General features: G+C 71.8%; 16 protein-coding genes. 6 read left to right on the forward strand and 10 right to left on the reverse strand.

Annotation, left to right across the window (positions count from 1 at the left end):
• Positions 1-84: 84 nt before the first annotated feature.
• On the forward strand, positions 85-1,233 hold the full coding sequence (locus HCK04_RS28145) for a histidine kinase (RefSeq protein ID WP_142650407.1): 1,149 nt from the start codon (positions 85-87) through the stop codon (positions 1,231-1,233).
• Between the two features lie 10 nt (positions 1,234-1,243).
• Here the strand turns inward: HCK04_RS28145 and HCK04_RS28150 are convergent, their stop codons facing one another.
• The 3 genes from HCK04_RS28150 to HCK04_RS28160 all read right to left on the reverse strand — a co-directional run bounded on the left by HCK04_RS28150 (position 1,244) and on the right by HCK04_RS28160 (position 3,183).
• Positions 1,244-1,927: a rhomboid family intramembrane serine protease gene (locus HCK04_RS28150; RefSeq protein WP_205830806.1), complete on the reverse strand. Its 684-nt coding sequence runs from the start codon at positions 1,925-1,927 to the stop codon at positions 1,244-1,246.
• Positions 1,928-2,193: 266 nt separating this feature from the next.
• The gene (locus tag HCK04_RS28155; protein ID WP_142650408.1) at positions 2,194-2,595 is read right to left on the reverse strand and encodes a nitroreductase family deazaflavin-dependent oxidoreductase; all 402 of its coding nucleotides are present in this window, start codon (positions 2,593-2,595) and stop codon (positions 2,194-2,196) included.
• A 27-nt stretch (positions 2,596-2,622) separates the two neighbouring features.
• Positions 2,623-3,183 (reverse strand): TetR/AcrR family transcriptional regulator, encoded by a 561-nt coding sequence (locus HCK04_RS28160; protein WP_142650409.1) that lies wholly within the window; start codon positions 3,181-3,183, stop codon positions 2,623-2,625.
• Positions 3,184-3,287: 104 nt separating this feature from the next.
• Here HCK04_RS28160 and HCK04_RS28165 point away from each other — a divergent pair, with 104 nt between their 5' ends.
• Positions 3,288-4,886 (forward strand): MDR family MFS transporter, encoded by a 1,599-nt coding sequence (locus HCK04_RS28165; RefSeq protein ID WP_142650410.1) that lies wholly within the window; start codon positions 3,288-3,290, stop codon positions 4,884-4,886.
• Between the two features lie 130 nt (positions 4,887-5,016).
• Here the strand turns inward: HCK04_RS28165 and gndA are convergent, their stop codons facing one another.
• Both gndA and HCK04_RS28175 read right to left on the reverse strand, forming a co-directional pair.
• Positions 5,017-6,438 (reverse strand): NADP-dependent phosphogluconate dehydrogenase, encoded by a 1,422-nt coding sequence (gene gndA / locus HCK04_RS28170; RefSeq protein ID WP_142650411.1) that lies wholly within the window; start codon positions 6,436-6,438, stop codon positions 5,017-5,019.
• A 125-nt stretch (positions 6,439-6,563) separates the two neighbouring features.
• A complete protein-coding gene (locus tag HCK04_RS28175) occupies positions 6,564-7,841 on the reverse strand; it encodes a TIGR03118 family protein (protein WP_142650412.1) in 1,278 nt (425 codons plus the stop codon).
• 289 nt (positions 7,842-8,130) lie between these two features.
• Here HCK04_RS28175 and HCK04_RS28180 point away from each other — a divergent pair, with 289 nt between their 5' ends.
• Complete coding sequence (locus tag HCK04_RS28180) at positions 8,131-9,006, forward strand: hypothetical protein (protein WP_142650413.1); 876 nt, start codon at positions 8,131-8,133, stop codon at positions 9,004-9,006.
• Between the two features lie 237 nt (positions 9,007-9,243).
• Here the strand turns inward: HCK04_RS28180 and HCK04_RS28185 are convergent, their stop codons facing one another.
• From HCK04_RS28185 to HCK04_RS28200, 4 genes are all read right to left on the reverse strand, one after another.
• Positions 9,244-10,287, reverse strand: a complete 1,044-nt coding sequence (locus tag HCK04_RS28185; RefSeq protein ID WP_142650414.1) for a sulfotransferase — start codon at positions 10,285-10,287, stop codon at positions 9,244-9,246.
• A 403-nt stretch (positions 10,288-10,690) separates the two neighbouring features.
• A complete protein-coding gene (locus HCK04_RS28190; RefSeq protein ID WP_240971886.1) occupies positions 10,691-11,209 on the reverse strand; it encodes an ATP-binding protein in 519 nt (172 codons plus the stop codon).
• Positions 11,210-11,347: 138 nt separating this feature from the next.
• Positions 11,348-12,856 (reverse strand): MFS transporter, encoded by a 1,509-nt coding sequence (locus HCK04_RS28195; protein ID WP_168066330.1) that lies wholly within the window; start codon positions 12,854-12,856, stop codon positions 11,348-11,350.
• 595 nt (positions 12,857-13,451) lie between these two features.
• Positions 13,452-14,714, reverse strand: a complete 1,263-nt coding sequence (locus tag HCK04_RS28200) for a hypothetical protein (protein WP_142650416.1) — start codon at positions 14,712-14,714, stop codon at positions 13,452-13,454.
• Positions 14,715-14,917: 203 nt separating this feature from the next.
• Between HCK04_RS28200 and HCK04_RS28205 the strand changes: the two genes are divergently transcribed.
• The gene (locus tag HCK04_RS28205) at positions 14,918-16,132 is read left to right on the forward strand and encodes a cytochrome P450 (protein WP_142650417.1); all 1,215 of its coding nucleotides are present in this window, start codon (positions 14,918-14,920) and stop codon (positions 16,130-16,132) included.
• Between the two features lie 134 nt (positions 16,133-16,266).
• Here HCK04_RS28205 and HCK04_RS28210 read toward each other — a convergent pair whose 3' ends face one another.
• Positions 16,267-17,805: an LLM class flavin-dependent oxidoreductase gene (locus HCK04_RS28210; RefSeq protein WP_142650418.1), complete on the reverse strand. Its 1,539-nt coding sequence runs from the start codon at positions 17,803-17,805 to the stop codon at positions 16,267-16,269.
• A 55-nt stretch (positions 17,806-17,860) separates the two neighbouring features.
• On the opposite strand from HCK04_RS28210, the gene HCK04_RS42805 reads away from it, so the two are divergent.
• Together HCK04_RS42805 and HCK04_RS28225 are read left to right on the forward strand one after the other, a co-directional pair.
• Positions 17,861-19,381, forward strand: a complete 1,521-nt coding sequence (locus HCK04_RS42805) for a nucleotidyltransferase domain-containing protein (protein ID WP_240971887.1) — start codon at positions 17,861-17,863, stop codon at positions 19,379-19,381.
• A 104-nt stretch (positions 19,382-19,485) separates the two neighbouring features.
• Positions 19,486-19,719 carry a hypothetical protein gene (locus tag HCK04_RS28225; RefSeq protein ID WP_142650419.1) on the forward strand — a complete coding sequence of 78 codons (234 nt, stop codon included), beginning with the start codon at positions 19,486-19,488 and terminating at the stop codon, positions 19,717-19,719.
• Positions 19,720-19,764 lie beyond the last annotated feature (45 nt).

Consider the following 19,764-nt stretch of genomic DNA (forward strand, 5'->3'; position numbering starts at 1 on the left):
CGGCGTACGGCAAGGTGTGGCACAGCTACGTCAAAGGGGTGTGGCGCTGCACGAAGCCGCAGGTCAAACCCACAAACTAGCGGTATGGGGGAGAAGTGGGCCGGGCTCGCCGAGCGCCGGGAGGCGGCGGCTGACGTGCTGCTCGCCGTCGCGGTGCTCGCCTTCGGGCTGCCGCCGGTGTTGTTCGGCCACTCCTTCCCGGACCTGCCGTTCCTCGCCGTGCCGTGGTGGGCGCAGGTCGCCGCCGTGTGCGCGGCGGCCCTGTCCATGCTGGTGCGGCGCAGCGTGGCCTGGCCGATGATCGGGGCCACGGTCGCCTGCGCCCTGCTCGCGGGCGAGACCATCCCGCTGATGCTGGCGGCGTACTCGATGACGGCGCAGAACACGGTGCGCCGATGGCCGTGGGTGGCCGCCGCGCTCGCCGGGGTCTACATGCTGGCCGACTGGGCGAGCCCCTACACCGACCGGCTGCCGGTCGCCCTGGCGGTGCGGGCGATCACACTGATCTTCCTGCCCGCGCTGGTGGGCACGTGGGTGTGGCGCTACCGCACGATGATCCGGGAGCTGCGCGCGGGCGTGCGGGCGCGCGAGGAGCGCGCCGCCGCCCAGGAACGCCGCCGCATCGCCGGTGAGCTGCACGACACGGTGACGCACGCGGTGACCGTGATGGTGCTGAACGCCGGGCTCATCCAGGACACCGACGAGCTGGAGGAGATCCGCAAGCTGGCCAGGAACATCGAGGACAAGGGCGTGCGGGCGCTGACCGAGCTGCGCGAGCTGCTCACGGCGCTGCGGCGCAGGGACCTGCCTCCCTCGGCGGAGAGCGTCGAGGGGATACCCCGCCTGGTCGAGGAGAGCAGGGCCACCGGCCTGCGCGTCGCCCTGCACTACGACGTGCCGGAGGAGACGCTGTCGCGGCAGGCCGGTCACGCCTGCTACCGCGTCGTCCAGGAGGGCCTCAACAACGTGCGCAAACACGCGCCCGGGGCAGACGTGCAGGTGGTCTGCGAGGCACACGGCGACGTGCTGAACGTGTCGGTCGTCAACAGCGGCAAGGGCCGGGCGGTGCCGGTCCGGGTGCCCGCCGACGCCGGAGGCGGCTACGGGCTGCCGGGCCTGCGTGAGCGCGTCGCCCAGCTGGGCGGGCGGCTCACGTACGGCCTGACCCGCGAGGGCGGGTTCGCGCTCACCGCCACCATCCCCCTCTACCCGCCCGACCCGTGCGAGGTCTGACCCGTACGCGTCACAGGCCGAGGTCCTCGATCTCCTTGAGCAGGGCCGCCCTGGAGCCGGGAGGGGCGTTCGTGCCGGGGGCCGCGCTCCCGGTCGTGCCCTTGCCGATGTGCTTGGCCTTCCGGTCGCGGAACAGGTAGCCGCCGAGGATGCCGCCGGCGAAACCGAAGACGTGGGCCTGCCAGCCGATGCCCTCGGCGGGCAGCAGGCCGGCGAACTGGTAGGCGAAGCACAGGCCCATGACCAGGCCGATGACGATGTCGATCAGATGCCGGTCGAAGGCTCCGCGTACGAGCACGTACCCGAAGTAGCCGAACACCAGCCCGCTCGCGCCCGCGCCGACCGTGGAGGAGTCGGCGGTGAACCACGAGCCGAGCCCGCTGGCGACGGCGATGAGCGCGGTCACGCCGAGGAAGCGCCGCACGCCCCGGTAGGCGGCGAGGAACCCGAAGATGAACAGCGGCCCGGAATTGCCCTCGATGTGCTCCCAGCTCCAGTGGAGGAGCGGAGCGGACACGATCCCGGGCAGTCGCCCGAGGTCCCACGGCCTGATCCCGTAGCTGTAGCTGAGCGAGTAGGCCGAGGCCCAGTTGGCCACCTGCACGACCCAGATCAGCGCCAGGAAGCCGACCATGACCCAGAATGCCTTGCGGGCCTCGGCGATCATGATTTCGGCGGTGCGGCCGTCGCTCACGGAACCTCCCCCGTCACTGAGGATCACGCGGGAAAGATACCGCCGCCGGCCGCACGAGTCACCGGGTTCGCCGGGAGGGGCCCCCGATGAGCATGACCCCGCACAGCGTCGACGCCCACGAGGGGCCGGTCGAGATCCTCAGCATCTTCGACCACGACGGGGAGCGCACCCATCTGCACGCCGCCGACGAGACGCCGCGTGCGGACGACGAGGCGAGCCGGGAGCCGGCGGTTCCTGACCACCGGCCGCCCGGCCCGCCCGGCGAACTACACGCGTTCGATGACGACGATCGGGATCTCCCGGTCGGTCTTGGTCGCGTACTCGTCGTACGCGGGCCACGCGGCGGTCATCGTCCGCCACATGTCCGGGCGTTCCTCCGGGGTCGCCGTACGGGCGTGCGCCTTGAACCTGTCTCCCTTGATCTGGAACTCCACCTCGGGATCGGCCTGGAGGTTGCGATACCAGAGCGGGTGCTCGGGCGCACCGCCCTTGGAGGCCACCACCAGATAGGCGTCGCCGTACGGCTGATAGATCAAAGGAGTGCTGCGAGGCAGGCCCGACTTGCGGCCCTTGGTGGTGAGGATGGCCACCGTGGTGCCCTGCCAGTCGTGGCCTTCCTCGCCGTCGGTCTCGATGTAACGCTTGACGTGTTCCTGTCCGAAGAGCATGTCGATCACCTTCCCACGAGAGAGGGATCAACTACCCGAGGCGTCGGCCAATTCCAGTGCGACCTGCAGCCCCGCAGCGGTCCGCTCCTCCTCGGTCGAGGATTCGTCGCGGAGGAAGAACCAGGCCGCGTGCATCGCGAACAGCGCCATCGAGCGCCGCAGCCGGACCGGCAGCGGGTCGTCCGGGCCGCACAGCGCCTGCATCAGCTCGCCCAGGCGTTCGCGCATCAGGTCGACCTGGGCGTGGCCCTGCAACGCCGTCTTGTTGCGGTCCATGAACTGCATGATCTCGTGGTGGCGTCCCTCGGACATCTGCGCCGAGTAGCGGCGGATGAGCTCCCCCCGGGTCTCCGGGGTGCGCGGGTGCCCGTTCGCCCACGCGATCAGCTCGTCCAGCGCCTTGACGCGGTCTTCGATCAGGCTGGCGACGATGTCTTCCTTGGTGCGGAAGTGGTAGTAGAGTGCCGCTTTGGTCACGCCGAGGGCCTCGGCTATCTCCCGGAGCGACGTCGCCTCGTACCCCTGCTCGGTGAAGAGCCTGATCGCGACCTCCTGGATGCGGCTGCGCGTGTCGGTTTGAGCACCCATTCCAACGGTTCCTAATTAACTTGACGGCCGGCAAGTAAGGACAATACCGTGCCTCGGGCACTAGCCTGTCGGCAAGTAAGTAATTTTCTCCAAAGGGGGCACCCATGACGACGGAGACCGCGGCCGCGCCCGGCCGGTCCCGGGAAGTGATGATCGTTTTACCTGGCCTGATGCTGGCGATGATGCTGGCGATGCTGGACAACATGATCGTCGGTACGGCGATGCCGAGGATCGTCGGGGAACTCAACGGCCTGGACTACTTCACCTGGGTCACCACCGCGTACGTGCTCGGCACCACGGTCTCCACGCCGATCTGGGGCAAGCTCGGCGACCTCTATGGGCGCAAGAACATCTTCCTGAGCTCGATCATCATCTTCCTGGTCGGTTCCGCGCTCTGCGGCATGGCGGGCTCGTCGCTGTTCGGCGGCACCGGCGACGGCATGATCGAGCTGATCGCCTTCCGCGCGCTGCAGGGCCTCGGCGCCGGCGGGCTCATCGTGGGCGTGATGTCCATCATCGGTGACCTGGTCCCGCCCCGTGAGCGGGGTCAGTACCAGGGCATCATGGCGGCGATCATGTCGCTGGCCATGATCGCGGGGCCTCTCGTCGGCGGGTTCATCACCGACAACCTCAACTGGCGCTGGGCGTTCTACGTGAACCTGCCGCTCGGCGGCGTGGCGCTGCTCTGGCTGGTGCTCAAGCTGCACCTGCCCAAGCACCGCACCGAGCACCGCATCGACTGGGCCGGCGCGGCCGTCCTCACCGTGGCGATCACGGCGATCGTGCTGATCACCTCGTGGGGTGGTCAGGAGCACGGCTACCCGTGGGGCTCGTGGCAGATCCTGGGGCTGGCCGCCCTGGCGGTCGTCGCGCTGGCGGTGTTCATCCCGATCGAGCGCAAGGCGGCCGAGCCGATTCTGCCGCTGCACGTGTTCGCCAACCGGAACTTCACGCTGATCAACCTGCTCGGCTTCCTGCTCGGCTTCGCGATGTTCGGCGCGATCACCTTCCTGCCGATGTTCCAGCAGATCGTGCAGGGCTCGACGGCCACCAACTCCGGTCTGCTCCTGCTGCCGATGATGGCCTCGTCGATGGTCGTGTCGCTGTTCGTCGGCCGGGCGATCACCAAGACGGGCAAGTACAAGAGCTTCCCGGTGATCGGTGGCGTGATCATGGCCATCGGGATGTGGCTGCTGTCGACGCAGGACGTCCACACCCCCGCCTGGCGGACCGGCGTCTACATCGCCGTCCTCGGCCTCGGCATGGGCTTCCTGATGCAGACGACCATGCTGATCGCGCAGAACAGCGTCGAGCAGAAGGACATCGGCGTCGCCAGCAGCGCCTCGACGTTCTTCCGCTCGATCGGCGGTTCGTTCGGCATCTCGCTGTTCGGCGCCATCTTCAACAGCCGGCTGGTCGACGAGATCAGCGCCAAGCTCGGCCCGCAGGCCGCAGCACTGGCGGGCTCCGGCGGCGGGCCGATCGACCACAAGGTGCTCGACGCTCTCCCGCCGACGATCAAGTCGGGCTTCCTGGAGGCGCTCGCCAACACGATCGGAACGGTCTTCCTGTGGTCGGTCGTGTTCGCCGCGGTCGTCCCGATCATCGCGGCCTTCATCAAGCACGTCCCGCTGCGCAGCGGCGCTCCCAGCGCCGCCCCCGGCGAGAAGGCGGAGCCGATGGCGGCCGCCGCCTTCGAGTGACCCGGCCCGGATGACCCGGCCCGGATGACCCGGCCCGGATGACCCGGCCCGGATGACCTGATCCGGAGCCGATGACGATACGGCGCACGTCCCCGCGCGGACGTGCGCCGTATCGCGTTCTGCGGGGTGGTCAGGCGGGCCGCTCGGCCCGGTCGCCCGACCAGTCGGTGTGGAAGGAGCCCTCCCGGTCGACCCTCCGGTAGGTGTGCGCGCCGAAGAAGTCGCGCAGCCCCTGCAGCAGCGCGGCGGGGAGCCGGTCACGGCGCAGCCCGTCGTAATAGGCCAGCGCCGAGGAGAAGCCCGGCGTGGGCACCCCGATCGTCGCCGCCGTCGCCACGACCCGCCGCCACGACTCCTGGGCGTCCTCCAGGGCCTGGGCGAACGTCGGGTCCACCAGCAGCGTCGGCAGGTTCGGGTCCGCGTCGTACGCCGCCCGGATCCGGTCGAGGAAGCGGGCCCTGATGATGCAGCCGCCGCGCCAGATCGTGGCCATCGCGCCCAGGTTCAGGCTCCAGCCGTACTCCGCGCTCGCGGCGGCCATCTGGTCGAACCCCTGGGCGTACGCCACGATCTTGGAGGCGTACAGCGCCCGCCGCACGTCCTCGACGAGGCCGGAGTCGCCGGCCGTCCCCGAGGGGCCGGTGAGGGAGCGGGCGGCGGCCCGCTGCTCGGGGTGGCCCGACAGCGCCCGGGCGAACACCGCCTCGGCGATTCCGGTGACCGGGACGCCGAGGTCGAGCGCGCTCTGCACGGTCCAGCGGCCGGTGCCCTTCTGCTCGGCCTGGTCCTGCACGACGTCGACGAACGGCTTGCCCGTGGCGGCGTCGGTGTGACCGAGCACCTCGGCGGTGATCTCGATCAGGTACGACTCCAGGTCGCCCCGGTTCCACTCGCGGAAGACGTCGGACAGCTCCTTGGGGCTCAGCCCGAGAGCCTGCCGGAGCAGGTCGTACGACTCCGCGATGAGCTGCATGTCCGCGTATTCGATGCCGTTGTGCACCATCTTGACGAAGTGGCCCGCGCCGTCGGGGCCCACGTGCACGCAGCACGGCACCCCGTCGACCTTCGCCGCGATGTCCTCCAGCAGGGGGCCGAGCGTCTCGTACGCCGCGGCGTCGCCGCCCGGCATGATGCTCGGGCCGTTGAGCGCGCCCTCCTCGCCGCCCGAGATTCCGGTGCCGACGAAGTGGATGCCCCGCTCGCGCAGCGCGGCCTCCCGCCGGCGGGTGTCCAGGTAGTGGGCGTTGCCGCCGTCGATGATCATGTCGCCCGGCTCCATGACGGCGGCGAGCTCCTCGATCACGGCGTCGGTGGGGGCCCCGGCCTTGACCATGATGATCGCCTTGCGTGGCCGTTCGAGGGAGGCCACGAACTCCTCGATCGTGCCCGCCGGCAGGAACGCGCCCTCGTCGCGGTGCTCCTCCATGAAGCGGGTGGTACGGCTCTCCGTGCGGTTGTGCACCGCGACCACGTGACCGTGGTGGGCGAAGTTCCGGGCGAGGTTGCGGCCCATGGTCGCCAGGCCCGTCACTCCGATGTCTGCCTTGTCCATGTCTACAGTCATACCGCTCCCCGGGGTGTGGGATCGGCCGCGGGTGGGCGTGTCCCGGGACCGGTCCGCCGCTCGGCGACGCTCAGTGGTTGATCGGTGCCGATTCACAGCCGCTGAGCGGCCGCTCAGTAGCCGTAGCCGCCTGATGGGTGGGAGTGTGACGGCGCAGGTCTGGCCGAGGTCGTGGACGCCGGCCTGGAGGTCGGCCTGAAGGTCGGCCTGGAGGTCGGCGGGGACGCCGGCGTGGGCGAGGCGGTGCCCGCGGCCGTGGCCGGGCGGATCAGGCCGAGCAGGCCGTGCCGCGCCCCCGAGATGCCGGCCGAGAACCACACCGCGTCGGCGCCGCCGTTGGCCGCCGTGCCGGGTTCGAGGTCCCACAGCCCCTCGACGGCGATCGCCCTGCCGTCCGCCCCGCGCAGCGGGCCGAGGTAGCGGCCGGTCTTCGGGTTGTACGCGTTGATCCATCCGTCGCCGAAGTTGCCCACCAGCAGCGCACCGGCGTACGCGCCGAACCCGGCGGGGGCGAGCGTCAGCGCCCACGGAGCGTTCAGCGGGCCGCGGGAGGCGAGACGCCGCACGAAGCGGCCGCTCGCGGTGAACTGGCTGACGAACCCGTTGCCCCGGCCCGCCACCGGCCTGCCGGTCGCGGGGTCCCGCTTGGCGTACGCGACGACGACCGAGCTCCCGGCGATCTCGACGTTGAAGGGGGAGTAGTGCGCGGGCAGGAACGGATCGCGGAACGCGCGGCGCGACAGCCGCACCCGCCGGAAGTCGTCGTCGAAGACGTGGACGGCGCCGTGGGAGAAGGACGGCGCGAGCAGGAACGTGCCCCGGTCGGTGGTCATCAGCGCCAGGCCCTTGTAGTCGGCGCCGCGGGTGAACGCGGCGATGACCGCGTTGTGCGGATCGGCCTTGGCGCTCCAGGCGGTGATGGCGCCGCTGGGGCTGGAGAAGATGAACGAGGCGGGCGCGGTGCCGGCCTTGCCCTTGATCGTGAAGGCGTCGCCCGTGTACGCCACCTGGCCGGTGGGGATGCCGCCGGGGATCGCCACCGTGGTGGGTGCCTTCCTGACCGTCCCGGCGCCTCCGGTGTAGACGGTCGCCGTGCCGGTCCCCGCGTTGGACACCCAGAGGGTGGCGCCCATCGCGAGGCCCCAGGGGTTGACCAGCTTGGGATCGGTGAGCGCCGCCCGGCCCGCCACGTCGGAGACCAGGTCGACCCTGGCGAACCGGGCGGGGGTGCGTGCCGTGCTCGCGGACCGGTTCGCCGCGGTGTGGACCTGGTGGCCGGAGCCCTGCCAGGAACGGGAGGCGTGGGGGGACGAAGCGGGGTGGGCCGGTGCGGCTCCGGCCAGCGCCAGCGCGAGCGGCGCGGCGCAGAGCGTGACGATACGTGCCCGCATGGGGCCTCCTGAGAGTGGTCAGAACTGTGTCGGCATGCCCTTACGCCCGGAGATACGCCGCCCTCCCGTTCCGGGTTCACCTGACTTTTCCGCAGGTAGCGGGCGCGAGCAGTGGCGGGTCTGCCCTATCCTGACAAAACCCGCAAAGCAAGCGGGTTTTGTATAGACATGGTCGTCCGATGGCGAGGACACTTGGCCTCGCGGCGGGCCGCTGGTAATTCACTACAGCCAAGAAGGGCCGGTGGGAGCCGGCCCCGTCCACCGTCGTCGCTCAGTACGGAGAAGAGACGTGTTCGCACCGAAGCCGGAACGGTCAGTCGTCGCGGTTCCTCCGCCCGGAGACGGGCCAGGATTCTGGGCGGGCGCGCCCAGTGCCGTGGCCAGGGACGGATGGATCTATCTGGCTTACCGGCTGCGCCGGCCGCTCGGTGACGGGCGGGGGTACGCCGTTGAGATCGCCCGCTCGGCCGACGGGGAGCGGTTCGAGAAGCTCCTCACCATCACCAAGGACGAGATGAAGACCGAGTCGCTGGAGCGCCCGACGCTCGTGGTGACGCCGGAGGGCAGGTGGCGCCTCTACCTGAGCTGCGCCACGTACGGCACCAAGCACTGGCGGGTCGAGATGATCGAGGCCGCCGGGCCGGCGGAGTTCGACCCCGCCGACGCGCGGGTGGTGCTGCCCGGCGACCTCAAGACCGGTGTCAAGGACCCCGTGATCCTCCACCACGGTGGCGTGTGGCACCTGTGGGCGTCCTGCCACCCCCTGGAGGACCCCGACGAGGCCGACCAGATGGTGACCGAGTACGCCACCAGCACCGACGGCGTCGAGTGGACCTGGCAGGGGACCGCGCTCGACCGGCGGCCCGGCGAGTGGGACTCGCGTGGTGTGCGGGTGACCGCGGTCACGTTCAGCGGCGGCACCGTCATCGCCTACTACGACGGCCGCGCGTCGGCGGAGGAGAACTACGAGGAGCGCACCGGCGTGGCCATCGGCCCCGGCCCGTCCACGCTCACCGCTACCGGAACCGCCCCCGTCGCCCAGTCGGAGCACGCCGGGGGAGGGCTGCGCTACCTGTCGATCGTGCCCGTGGAGGGGGGCCACCGCCTCTACTACGAGCTGACCCGCGCCGACGGGGCCCACGAACTGCGCACCGAGCTGCACTGACCCTGCTGTACCGGCCCCGCCGCGCTGAGACCCGCCGCACCGGCCTCGCCCCGCTGACCACGCTGCACCGACCACGCTGCACCGACCCCGCCGCGCCGACCACGCTGCGCCGACCACGCTGCGCCGACCACGCTGCGCCGACCGCTCCGGCGGGCGGTTGCGACGCCCGCGGGCGGCACCGCCGTGGACAGCTGAGGCGGGAGCGGGCACGGGGGTGACGGCGGCCGAGTCCCGGGGTCACGCCCCCGTGGGATCGCCTCCGGGCGGGCCGTTCATGCCCTGCCGCCGGCCGGCCGGGTCGGAGACGCTCCTGGCGCGGCCGTTGCGGGCCTGCCGCTGGCCGGACGGCCGGGCTCCGACGAGGCCGCCCGACCGCTCACGGGGGCGCAGCCAGTCGCCGAAGTCGTCGCCGGAGTCGCGGCCGAGCACGTCGCGCAGCAGCGCGATGTCGGCGGCGAAGTAGGCGAGCAGCTCCTGGCGCTGCGCCCAGGTGAGCGGCCGCCGGGGCTGGCCGTCGCGCTGCAGCACCCGCTCCAGCGGCGTGGTGAGCCGCTGGCCCAGCACCGGGTCGCCGAGCCGGGCGAGCCGGGCCAGGATGCGGTGCCTGCGGCTGTGCCGCGGATGGGCCGTGACGTTCTCCCTGGGCACCTCGCCGACCAGCCCCTGCTCCACCCCGAGGAACGCGCAGATGCGATCGAGGGTGGCGGCGGGGCGGTCCACCAGATCCCGATAGCGGAAGACCAGCACCTGCTCCCGGGGGAACAGCGTGAACAGGTGCGCGAGCTGCTCGCCGTACCGGCCGAGGCCGACGTAGTGCCAGAACGGCGACCAGCCGTCGGCGATCCGCCGCTTCTCGGCCGCGCACGCCTCGATGACGTCGCCGATCGGCTCCAGCCCGGCCGACCACAGGTGGGTCCAGTTCGAGTGGGCGCGCTCCACCGGGTCGCGCAGCGAGACGATGAGTTTCGCGTCCGGGATCGTCTCCTTGATCCGCCGCTGGGCAGCGCGGTCGTAGAGGTAGAAGGGGGTGGACTCGCCGCGCAGCGCCCCCGGCGGCGCGTCCGCGAACAGCGCCTCGTAGTCGGTGCGCCGCCATACGTGCTCGCGGTAGGTCTCCGCGTCCCCCGGCCCGCCTTTCAGCGGGGGCGGACCGTCGGTGAGGAAGAACTTCGGCTCCTTGACGGAAGACATGAAGAGCCGGGGATGGCGTGCCAGCGCCGCGTGCAGGGCCGTGGTGCCGGCCTTCGGCACCCCGATGACCAGGAAGTCGGGCAGGGCCATGGGAGTCCTCCTACTTTCCCGATTAAATAGGTTGGTATTGCCCCTTCCTTGCCCGGAAAAATCACCCGACGTCGGTGTAGTACCACCGAAACGGGCGCCAATGCCGTGTCACGGCCACCGATCTGAGCGCGCGGCTCCCCGCCCGGCGAACCAGGGCCGCGACCGGGAAGCGCTCGTGAGCTGGGAGGACGGTTCAGCCGGGCACCCAGGGCCGACCGGGACGGTGCGGAGGACCTGTTCCACCCGGGAGTCGCCCCGCGCCGCGGCTTCCCGCCTGTCCACGCCCATGACCGACCAGGAAGCGGTGGGGGAGGGCCTGTTTCAGCCGGAGGTCGCGCCGCGCCGCGGCTTCCCGCCTGCCCGCGCCCATGACCGACCGGGAAGCGGTGGGGGAGGGCCTGTTTCAGCCGGAGGTCGCGCCGCGCGCCGCGACGGCCGGTCGCACCCGCGCGGCCGGCCGGCGGCGGGTGAGTGCGGCGGCGTGCCGCTCGCCGTCGGACCAGACCTCGAACCACACCTCGTTGCGCCCGGCCTCGCGGACCAGCCCCCACCGGTCGGCCAGCAGGTCCAGCAGCGGCAGGCCCCGGCCGCCCTGGCTCGATCCGTTGGGGAGCGGATGCCCGGCGCACGGCGGCGCGGCCGACCCGTCGTCCTCCACGCAGATCCGCACCCGGTCGGGCAGGCACGAGACGGTGACGGTGAAGGTGCCGCCGTCTCCTGATCGGGAGTGGACGACCGCGTTCGTCGCGATCTCGCTGGTCAGCAGCACGCAGTCGTCGTGCCGCGGATGGCCGCGTCCGAGTGCGGCGGACACGAGCCTGCGCGCCCGCCCCACCTGGTCGCGCCCACCCGCGAGCCGGGCCACGCGGTTCCCCGCGCCGTCCCCCGAGATCTCCATGAGCTCCTCCCAACGCGTGACCATGTGGCCGCCGCAGGAGAGGACGTCCGCCCCCGCGCCCGCGATGTCACGGGAAAGTAGGAGTGTCCTTGCCCCGCTATGCCGGAAAAGCACCCCGCCCCTCGTTCTCGGGCCGGGAGCGGGCGCTCCTGGCTGGACGGGTCACCGTACGCGCGGCCTCTCGGAGGCGGTCGCCGTGGCGACGTCGCGAGGATAGGAGTGCCTGCCGTGGAGCAGGATGACCGCGTTCGCCACCAGAGGCCCGAGCATGATCAGGAAGGTGTACTGCAGGCCCTGCGCGCTCCTGGGGCCGTCCGATCCGAGGAGATCGGCCAGGAATCCGAAGGTCACGGGGGCGACCGCCTCCGCGCCCATCCGGAGGGACGTACGGATGCTCTCCGCGCGACCCCAGAGCCGGAAGTGGACGACGTCGAGGCGCGCGGCGTCCAGCGGGGGATTGGCGGCGGCGAGACATCCGGCGGCGACGAGGAAGAACGGCAACGCCGTCGCGGTCGACGTCGTCAGCAGAGCCGGGACGAAGAACACGGCGGTGGTCAGGTAGGCGACCGCGGGGACGGTCATGCGCGCGTCGAGGCGACCACGCCGGATCAGGTGGTCGGCGACCCGCCCGCCGCTCAGGACGCCCGCCAGGGCGCCGAGACCGACGAGCAGCGCCGGTCCCGTGACCGCCGCCGCGGCGAGACCGTACTGCCGGTCGAGGAAGAGCACGCCGAAGCTGCGCAGGCCGGCGAAGAAGAAGTATCCGACCGCGGACGCGATGATCAACACGACGTTCGTGCGTATCCGCAGGACGTAGAGCGCCGCCTCCCACATCGACATCCGCGCCGGGTCGCGCCGCAGGATCAGCGCGAAATCGGGCTCGATGCCGCGGCCCCGCAGGGCGAAGTGCACCGCGTCGCCGCGGCTCGGCGCCGTCTCGTCCCACCCTGCGGCCGGACCTTCCCCTGAGCCCGGACCTTGCCCTGAGTCCGGACCTTGCCCTGAGTCCAGACGCTGCCCCGCCGGACGCGGCCGTCCCTGGCCGCCGCGCGCCGGCTCGGGCAGCTTGCGCGCGATCACGATCGTGAGGAGCATCCCGAACACCGCGAGCACGAAGAACGCGGCACGCCACGACAGCAGGTTGGCCAGATTGCCGCCCACCAGCAGGCCGAATCCGACGCCGAGCATCTCCCCGCTGAGGATGAACCCGTAGACACGGGCCCGTTCACCCGGTGGGAAGAAGTCGCCGATGAGGGAGCTGAGCGTGGGACCGGCCGTGGCCGACACCGCGCCCAGCGCCAGCCGCGACAGCAGGAGCCACTGGTACGAATCCGCCAGGCCCCCGGCGAGCATCGCCAGCACCCACAGCACGATGCTGGCGGCCAGGAGCCTGACCCTGCGCACCCGATCGGCCAGTACGCCCACGGGTATGACGGCCAAGGCGGCCGAGGCCGACGACACCGCGGTCAAGGAGCCGAGCTCGGTGTTGCTGATGCCGAGGCTCTCCTTGAGCTCCGGCGCGACCGCCCCCACGGTTCCCTTGTCCGCCGCGTCGAGCGCGAGCACGCCGGCGAGGACGGCGATGATCCGGAAGCGGGCCGGGCCTCCCACGGCACCGATCACCCACCGTGCGGCCCAGGCGACCGCCGCACGCACCAGACCTCCTGGCATCGAGGACATGCTGCTCCCCAGCGGGTTGCCGGAACGCGGGCGGTCGCAGGCAGGCCGATCGTCTCGCCTCTCCTCGTCCACTCCCCGGCCCGGACGAGGGGTCGCACCGGCGCGGATAACTCTGGTCGCAACCTTTGCCCGGGCTTGTGACGCGGCATCGAGCGACCCGGGTACCCGCCGCGGCGGGCGGTGGGGACGCGGTAGCGGAGCCCGGCAGCCGAGGCCGGGGCTGGTGACAACGACGGAGCGGGGCCGGTGAGGACGACGGAGCGGGGACCGGGAGGCGACGGGACGGAGCCGGGAAGCGACAGGGCGAGGGCGGGAAGTGACGAGCGGGGGACGGAAAAACCGGGGCGGGGCCCGAAAACGACAGGGCGGCGGGACCGGCTCGTCCGGTCCCGCCGCCCCGTTTATGTCGGTAGCCCCGCGGCGCTCCCCCTCAGGAGCCGTGCGCGGCTTCCCTCGCCGGAAGCCGCCTGTGGCCTCCCTCGTGAGGAGCCGCGTGTGGCTCTCTCCGTCTGGAGTCGTGCGCGGCTTCCCTCGTCAGGAGTCGCGCGTGGCTTCGCGCGTCACAGGAGTCGTGTGGCTTTCCGCGTCAGGAGTCGTGCGCCGCCGATCCTGGGGCGGAGCCGTTCACGACGAGCACGCGTGCGCGCTCGGGCACCTCTATGGCCGGGAACGTGCCGGTGTCGACGATCCCGTGCTCCCGGAACGCCGCCTCGATCAGCGCGTACGCCTGGGGTTCGAGCTTCCACAGCGCCCGCCACTCCTTCGCCACCATGAGCGGGATGCCCACCTCCTGGGCGATGTCGGCGGCCCGGGGGACGTACTTGCGGGCGATCTGCTGGTCCCAGTACTGCCGGGCGGCCCGGAGCTGGGCCGCGCGCTGGGCGGTGTCGACGGGCGGCGCCGGCTCGGCCGGGATGTCCTCCTCCTCGTCGTCGATCAGCTCGGCGATGGTGGGGGCGGTGGGAGCGGGCAGCGCCGGGGGAGCGGGCGGCTCGGGCTCGGGCGCCCAGGGGACCGGCGGAGCGAGGTCGATCAGCGCGGAGGTGTTGTAGAGCGCGCCGATCTGGGACAGCAGGGCTTCCTGCCGCTTCTCGTCCACGGCCAGGCCGGTGTATTCCACGGCCTGGTCCATCGCCTTGTCGAGCTTGGCCATCGCGACGCGCAGCTTGCGGTCGGACGCTCCGGCCTCGCGCAGCGCTCGGACCCGCTTGGCGGCCAGCGCCACCCTGGTCAGCCTGCGGTGGGCGTCCACCTCGCTCGCCGTACGGTCGCTCGCCTCGGCCAGTCCGATCCGGACCAGCACGCGCTCCGGGGTGAGCCGCCAGTTGATGCGGCCCCGGCCGGTGATGCGGACCCGTTCGATGGCCATGCCGCGCTCCCACAGCCAGGCGGCCACGAGCGGGGCGGCGAGACGGAAGACGGCCTCGGCGACGCTGCGGGCGTCCATGCTCGACAGGACGGCCGACAGGGACGTCAGCACCCACACGGCCAGGCCGTCGATGCCGGCCGAGTAGTTCTCCCGCATGTTGCGGCGCGCCCGTACGGCGCTGGTGATGACGGCGACCTCGATGAAGGCGAACAGCAGGAGCCGCAGCGGCCCGTCGAACCCGAGGACGTCGCCGGAGAAGCGCCACATGCCCTGGGCGGAGACGCCCGTGGCGATGCTGGCGGCGACGATGGTGAGAACGTCCTCGGTGGGCCGGCCGGCCGCCCAGCGGCGGAACAGGCGGATCAGGGCGCGCAGGGCGAAGAAGGCAAGGACCAGTAAGACCAAGGAGATGACGCTGATGATGATCGTTTCGACCGGATTGGCCGACACGAAGGCGGTGATTTGGTCAATGGGGGGCATCAGTCACGGTCTCTCGACGTCCGATGGTTTTCCTCGAGATCATCCCAGAATCGCGTCGCCCTTTGGTGCGAAACACGCCTCTCCGTGAACACGCCGTCGCCGCCGGTTCAACGGGAGTGTCGCCGCGGGGGGACATTGACCGGCCGGTGACCGCTACGTACGTTCCAGGCAGCGTGGAGGACAGGCATCGCCCGGAGGCGACGATGACAGAGCAGTCCGGCACCACATGGCCCTGGCCCGATCTTCCGCCCGGCCCTCTCGGAACCCCCTCGCCCGATCTCGCCCGCAGATGCGCGGAAGGCCCCATGGAGCGGGTCACGATGCCGAGCGGGGACCGGGTTCCGATGATCGTCAGGTATGAGGACGTCCGGACCGTGCTCACGTCCCCGGCGAGCAGCCGCAATCTGCGGGCGGCGAACCTGCCCAGGATGGTCGGCGGCACGAGCCTGGAGGACGACCCGGCGGCTCTGATCAACCAGGATGCGCCCGAGCACACCCGCTATCGGCGCATCATGCAGAGCACGTTCACTCCCCGGCAGATCGAGCGCTGGCGGCCCCGCGCTGCGGCCATCGCCGCGGAGCTGCTCGACGCGGCGGGGGAGGAGTTCGATGTGGTCGCCGACTTCGCGCTGCCGCTGCCCGCCCGGGTGATCTGCGAGGTGCTCGGCGTGCCGATGGACCGGTTCGAGCAGTTCCGCGGCTGGACGGAGATGTTCCTGTCCACCTCCGAGGCGAGCACGGAAGCCAGGGCCGAGGGGTTCACCGCGTTCATGGCGTACGCGCGGGACCTGATCGCGGAGCACCGGACCAGGCCGGGCGACGACCTCATCGACCTGCTCGTCTCGGCGCGCGACGGAGAGGACGCGCTGAGCGAGGACGAGCTGACCCACATGGTCTTCACACTGATCATGGCGGGGCACGAGACGACCGCCTCGATGATCATCCGAGGCGTGTTCCGCCTGTTGTGTCATCCTCGGCAGTACGCGGAGCTGGCCGCGCGCCCCGAGCTGCTGGAGGCCGCGGTGGAGGAGATCCTGCGGCACGAGGGTCCGGGCGGAAACGGTCTGCTGCGGCTCGTGACGGAGGACGTCGAGCTGTCCGGCGGCACCGTGCCGGCGGGGAGCGTCGTGCTGCCCAACCCGGCGGCGGCCAACCACGATCCCTCGGTCTTCGACGATCCGTGGCGTTTCGACATCCGGAGATTCGCGGGCTCCACGCCCGATCCGCACCTGGCGTTCGGCCACGGCCCCCACTATTGCCTGGGGGCGAACCTGGCCAGGATGGAGCTGCAGGAAGCGGTCCGCGCCCTGGTCACGCGGCTGCCGGGGCTGCGCCCGCAGGAGGATCTTTCGGGCGTGCGGTGGACCGACGACGGCTTGATCCACCGGCCGCGCCGGCTGCTGGTCAAGGCCGCCTGAACCACGCCTGGATCACGCCGCACGCCTGCCGCGCCGCACGCCGGCCGCGCCGCCCCCTGGTCGGGGGCCCCTGGTCGGGGGGCCGTGGCAGCTTCGAGCACGGCCGAAGTCGGCCACGGCGGGGTGGGCGCCCGTCAGATGTCGAGGTTGAGGCGGGCGATGGGCTCCACGAGCTCCTCTTCCTCGTAGCGCAGGTGCGACAGCAACACGTCGGACAGCAGCTCCACCTGGTCGCGTACGCCGTCGAGCCGGTCGGGGTCCTCGATCATCGCGACGAGGGCGGCGTCCAACTGGGTCAGCACCCCGGCGATGACCTCGTGCTCCTCCTCAAGGCGGGCCACGACCGGCGCCAGCGACTTCTGCGCCGCGGCCAGCATCGGGAACATGTGCTCGTCCTCGATCGTGTGGTGAGTGGTCAGCAGACGGCAGTACGACGCGCAGAACGTGCCGAGTGTCCAGTAGTTCTGTCGCATGGTGAGCTCGTTGATCATGGAGCGGAGCGCGGCGGCGTCGGAGCGTCCCGCGGCGACCTGCTCCAGGGCGTCCCTGATCTGGGTCAGCTCTCGCCGCAGGTGGTCGTGGATGAGCACGAGCCGCTGGCCGTTCGCCTGCCGGCGCGGCGGGAGCGCGGAGATGTCGCGCTTGGGCAGCCGCGGCCGGGTGGCCTCGTCGAGCACCGCCCCCGCCTGCGCCCTGTTCGCCTGGGGTGCCTCCGCCTGGGGTGCCTCCGTCTGGGGTGCCTCCGCGATCCCGATCGGGCCCTCGGCGTCCGGCCGCCGCTTCCGGGCGCGCTCCCGCGCCACGGCCTCGCGTACGGCGGGGGCGACCTCCTCGGCGAAGACCTTGAGGTCCCTGTCGTCGTCCACGGCCAGCACGAACACGCTCATTCCGTGGCCGAGCGCGAGCTCGGCGAGCTGCTCGGCCCACACGGTCGGCGGCCCGTCCAGGAACCCACCGCCAGCGGCGCCGGAGAACCGGCCCGCGATGTTGTAGACGCGGCGGATCTCGCCGGGGTCGCGCCCGGCCCGCTCGGCCGCGGCGTCCACGATCTCGCTCATCGCGCCCAGCTCGCCGGGCGCGGCGTACCCGGCCGAGGGCACCCACCCGTCGCCGAGACGCCCGGTCAGCTCAAGCATGCGCCGCTTGTACGCGCCGAGCCACAGCCCGATCGGATGTGGGGGGAACGGCCCCGGCCGTGCGCCCTCCAGCCGGTAGTGTCCGCCGTCGAGCCGTACGCCCTCGTCGCCCGGCGTCCACAGCGCGCGCAGGACCGTGATGGCCTCCTCCAGCGCGTCCACGGCCTCGCCGGGGCTGCGGCGGGGGCCGCCCATGGCGGCGATGCCGTCCCAGAACGCCCCGGAGCCGAGGCCCAGCTCGACCCGGCCTCCGCTCAGGATGTCGAGCGACGCGGCGGCCCTGGCGAGCACCGCCGGCGGGCGCAGCGGCAGGTTCACCACGTCGGGGAACAGCCGCACCCGCTCGGTGCGCCCCGCGAGCGTGGACAGCAGCGTCCAGGTGTCGAGGAACGCGGGCTGATAGGGGTGGTCCTGGATGCCGACGATGTCGAGCCCGATATCGTCGGCCAGCACGGCCTGCCGGACGATCCGGTGATGCCCCGCCGCGTCGGGCGTGAGGAACGCCCCGAACCACAGCTCATGTCCAAAGTCGGCCATTAAATCGCTACCTTTCCGCGTCTCGGACCGGGAGCCTACCTTCGTGAAAGGCGATATGACCCGCACCGTCCCCGGTGGCACCGTCCTGTCGGTCGTCATCGGCTCGCGCGCGTACGGGCTGGACACCGAGGAGTCGGACGTCGACCGGCGGGGCGTGTTCGTGACGCCCACCCCGATGTTCTGGCGGCTCGACAAGCCGCCCGACCATATGGAGGGGCCGCTGCCCGAGCAGTTCTCGTGGGAGGTCGAGCGGTTCTGCGTGCTCGCGCTGGAGGGCAACCCGACCGTGCTGGAGTGCCTGTGGTCGCCGCTGGTGGAGCTGGTCACCCCGGTGGGCGAGCGGCTGCTGGCGCTGCGCCCCGCGTTCCTGTCGGCGAAGGCGCAGCGGGCGTTCGCGGGATCGGCCGAACGGCAGTTCCGCCGTCTCGGGCCGCATGACCCGCCCTTGCCGGGCGGCGACGGCAGGCGGTGGAAGATGGCGATGCACATGATCCGGCTGCTGCTGGGCGCCGTCCATCTGGCCCGGCACGGGGAGCCGCTGATCGAGGTGGGCGCCCACCGCGACCGGCTGCTCGCCGTACGGCGGGGGGAGACGCCCTGGCCCGAGGTGCTGGCGTGGCGTGCGCGGCTGCTCGCCGAGCTGGAGGAACCGGCCGGAAGCGCGCTGCCCGCACGCCCCGACCGGGCGGCCGTCGAGGAGTTCCTGACCGACGTGCGGGGAGGTGCGCCCTGTGACTCCCGGCGTCGCGCAGACGACTCCTGGCGTCGCGGAGGCCGGTTCCATGACCGTGATCGAAGGAGAGAGGCCGTGACCGCCGTCCTGCCGTCCTGGCTACCCGAGGTGGCCGCGGGTGAGCGGCACCCGCTCGCGTTCGCCACCGTGAGCGGCGCGCATCTGTACGGGTTCCCCTCCGTGGACTCGGACGTGGACCTGCGGGGCGTGCACGTGCTGCCGGCCGAGGAGGTCGTCGGCCTGCGCACGGGCGAGGAGACCGTGACCCGCTCGTGGATCCGCGAGGGCGTGGAGGTCGACCTCGTGACCCACGACCTCGCCAAGTTCTGCCGGCTGCTGCTGGGCCGCAACGGCTATGTGCTGGAGCAGCTCCTGTCGCCACTGGTCGTGACCACCTCCCCGCTGCACGAGGAGATGCGCGCCCTCGCGCGGGGCTGCCTCACCCGGCACCACGCCCACCACTACCTCGGGTTCGCGCGCACCCAGCGGCGGCTGTTCGACCGTACGGGGGAGCTGAAGCCGCTGCTCTACGCGTTCCGGGTGCTGCTGACGGGCGTCCATCTCATGCGTACGGGCGAGCTCGTCGCCGATCTCACGCTGCTCCTCGACGGCGGGCCGCCGTACCTGCCCGGCCTGGTGGAGGCCAAGCGGGCGGCCGAGCACGGCGGGATGCCGGACGGCGCGCCCGGCGCGGAACGGCTCGCGGCCGACCTCGACGCGCTCACCGCCCGCCTGGAGGAGGCCCGGGACGCCTCCGCGCTGCCGGACGCCCCCTCGGCCCACGACGCCCTGCACGATCTCGTCGTACGGACCCGGCTCGCCGGACGCCCATCGGGGGACTGAACGGTGAAACAGGACGCGGACACGCGAACAACGCGGGGTCGCGCCCCATACACGGGGACCATCACGGATAATGGGCCAAGCCGCCATCATCCCAGGAGAACGCTTTGACCACTCAATTCGGCAAAGACAACCTCGACCTGGCCGCGAGCGCGGAGGCACTGGCCGACAGCGCGCCCACCGGATCTCTGCGCCACGCCGCCGCCAAGTCCGTCGCGATCACCTTCGCCACCACCCGCGACGCCGCCCAGGCCCGCAGCACTCTGAACGGCATCTCGCCCGACGACGTCCGGCAGGCCGCGCTGGAGATCTTCGAAGAGCTCTCCGCCCGCGCCGACTGATCGGCTCGCCACCCGCCGATCCCCGGCGGCGGCGCGAGGACGCCC

This window comes from Microbispora sp. CL1-1 (assembly GCF_012034195.1).
Taxonomy (GTDB): domain Bacteria; phylum Actinomycetota; class Actinomycetes; order Streptosporangiales; family Streptosporangiaceae; genus Microbispora.

Bases quoted from the DNA above. Each gene is read 5' to 3' on its own strand.
- HCK04_RS28160 (WP_142650409.1), bottom strand. From the start codon at position 3,183: ATGGGTGCTCAAACCGACACGCGCAGCCGCATCCAGGAGGTCGCGATC.
- HCK04_RS28145 (WP_142650407.1), top strand. From the start codon at position 85: ATGGGGGAGAAGTGGGCCGGGCTCGCCGAGCGCCGGGAGGCGGCGGCT.
- HCK04_RS28185 (WP_142650414.1), bottom strand. From the start codon at position 10,287: ATGGCCCTGCCCGACTTCCTGGTCATCGGGGTGCCGAAGGCCGGCACC.
- HCK04_RS28210 (WP_142650418.1), bottom strand. From the start codon at position 17,805: ATGGCCGACTTTGGACATGAGCTGTGGTTCGGGGCGTTCCTCACGCCC.
- HCK04_RS42805 (WP_240971887.1), top strand. From the start codon at position 17,861: ATGACCCGCACCGTCCCCGGTGGCACCGTCCTGTCGGTCGTCATCGGC.
- gndA (WP_142650411.1), bottom strand. From the start codon at position 6,438: ATGGACAAGGCAGACATCGGAGTGACGGGCCTGGCGACCATGGGCCGC.
- HCK04_RS28165 (WP_142650410.1), top strand. From the start codon at position 3,288: ATGACGACGGAGACCGCGGCCGCGCCCGGCCGGTCCCGGGAAGTGATG.
- HCK04_RS28190 (WP_240971886.1), bottom strand. From the start codon at position 11,209: ATGGTCACGCGTTGGGAGGAGCTCATGGAGATCTCGGGGGACGGCGCG.
- HCK04_RS28175 (WP_142650412.1), bottom strand. From the start codon at position 7,841: ATGCGGGCACGTATCGTCACGCTCTGCGCCGCGCCGCTCGCGCTGGCG.
- HCK04_RS28195 (WP_168066330.1), bottom strand. From the start codon at position 12,856: ATGCCAGGAGGTCTGGTGCGTGCGGCGGTCGCCTGGGCCGCACGGTGG.
- HCK04_RS28200 (WP_142650416.1), bottom strand. From the start codon at position 14,714: ATGCCCCCCATTGACCAAATCACCGCCTTCGTGTCGGCCAATCCGGTC.
- HCK04_RS28205 (WP_142650417.1), top strand. From the start codon at position 14,918: ATGACAGAGCAGTCCGGCACCACATGGCCCTGGCCCGATCTTCCGCCC.
- HCK04_RS28155 (WP_142650408.1), bottom strand. From the start codon at position 2,595: ATGCTCTTCGGACAGGAACACGTCAAGCGTTACATCGAGACCGACGGC.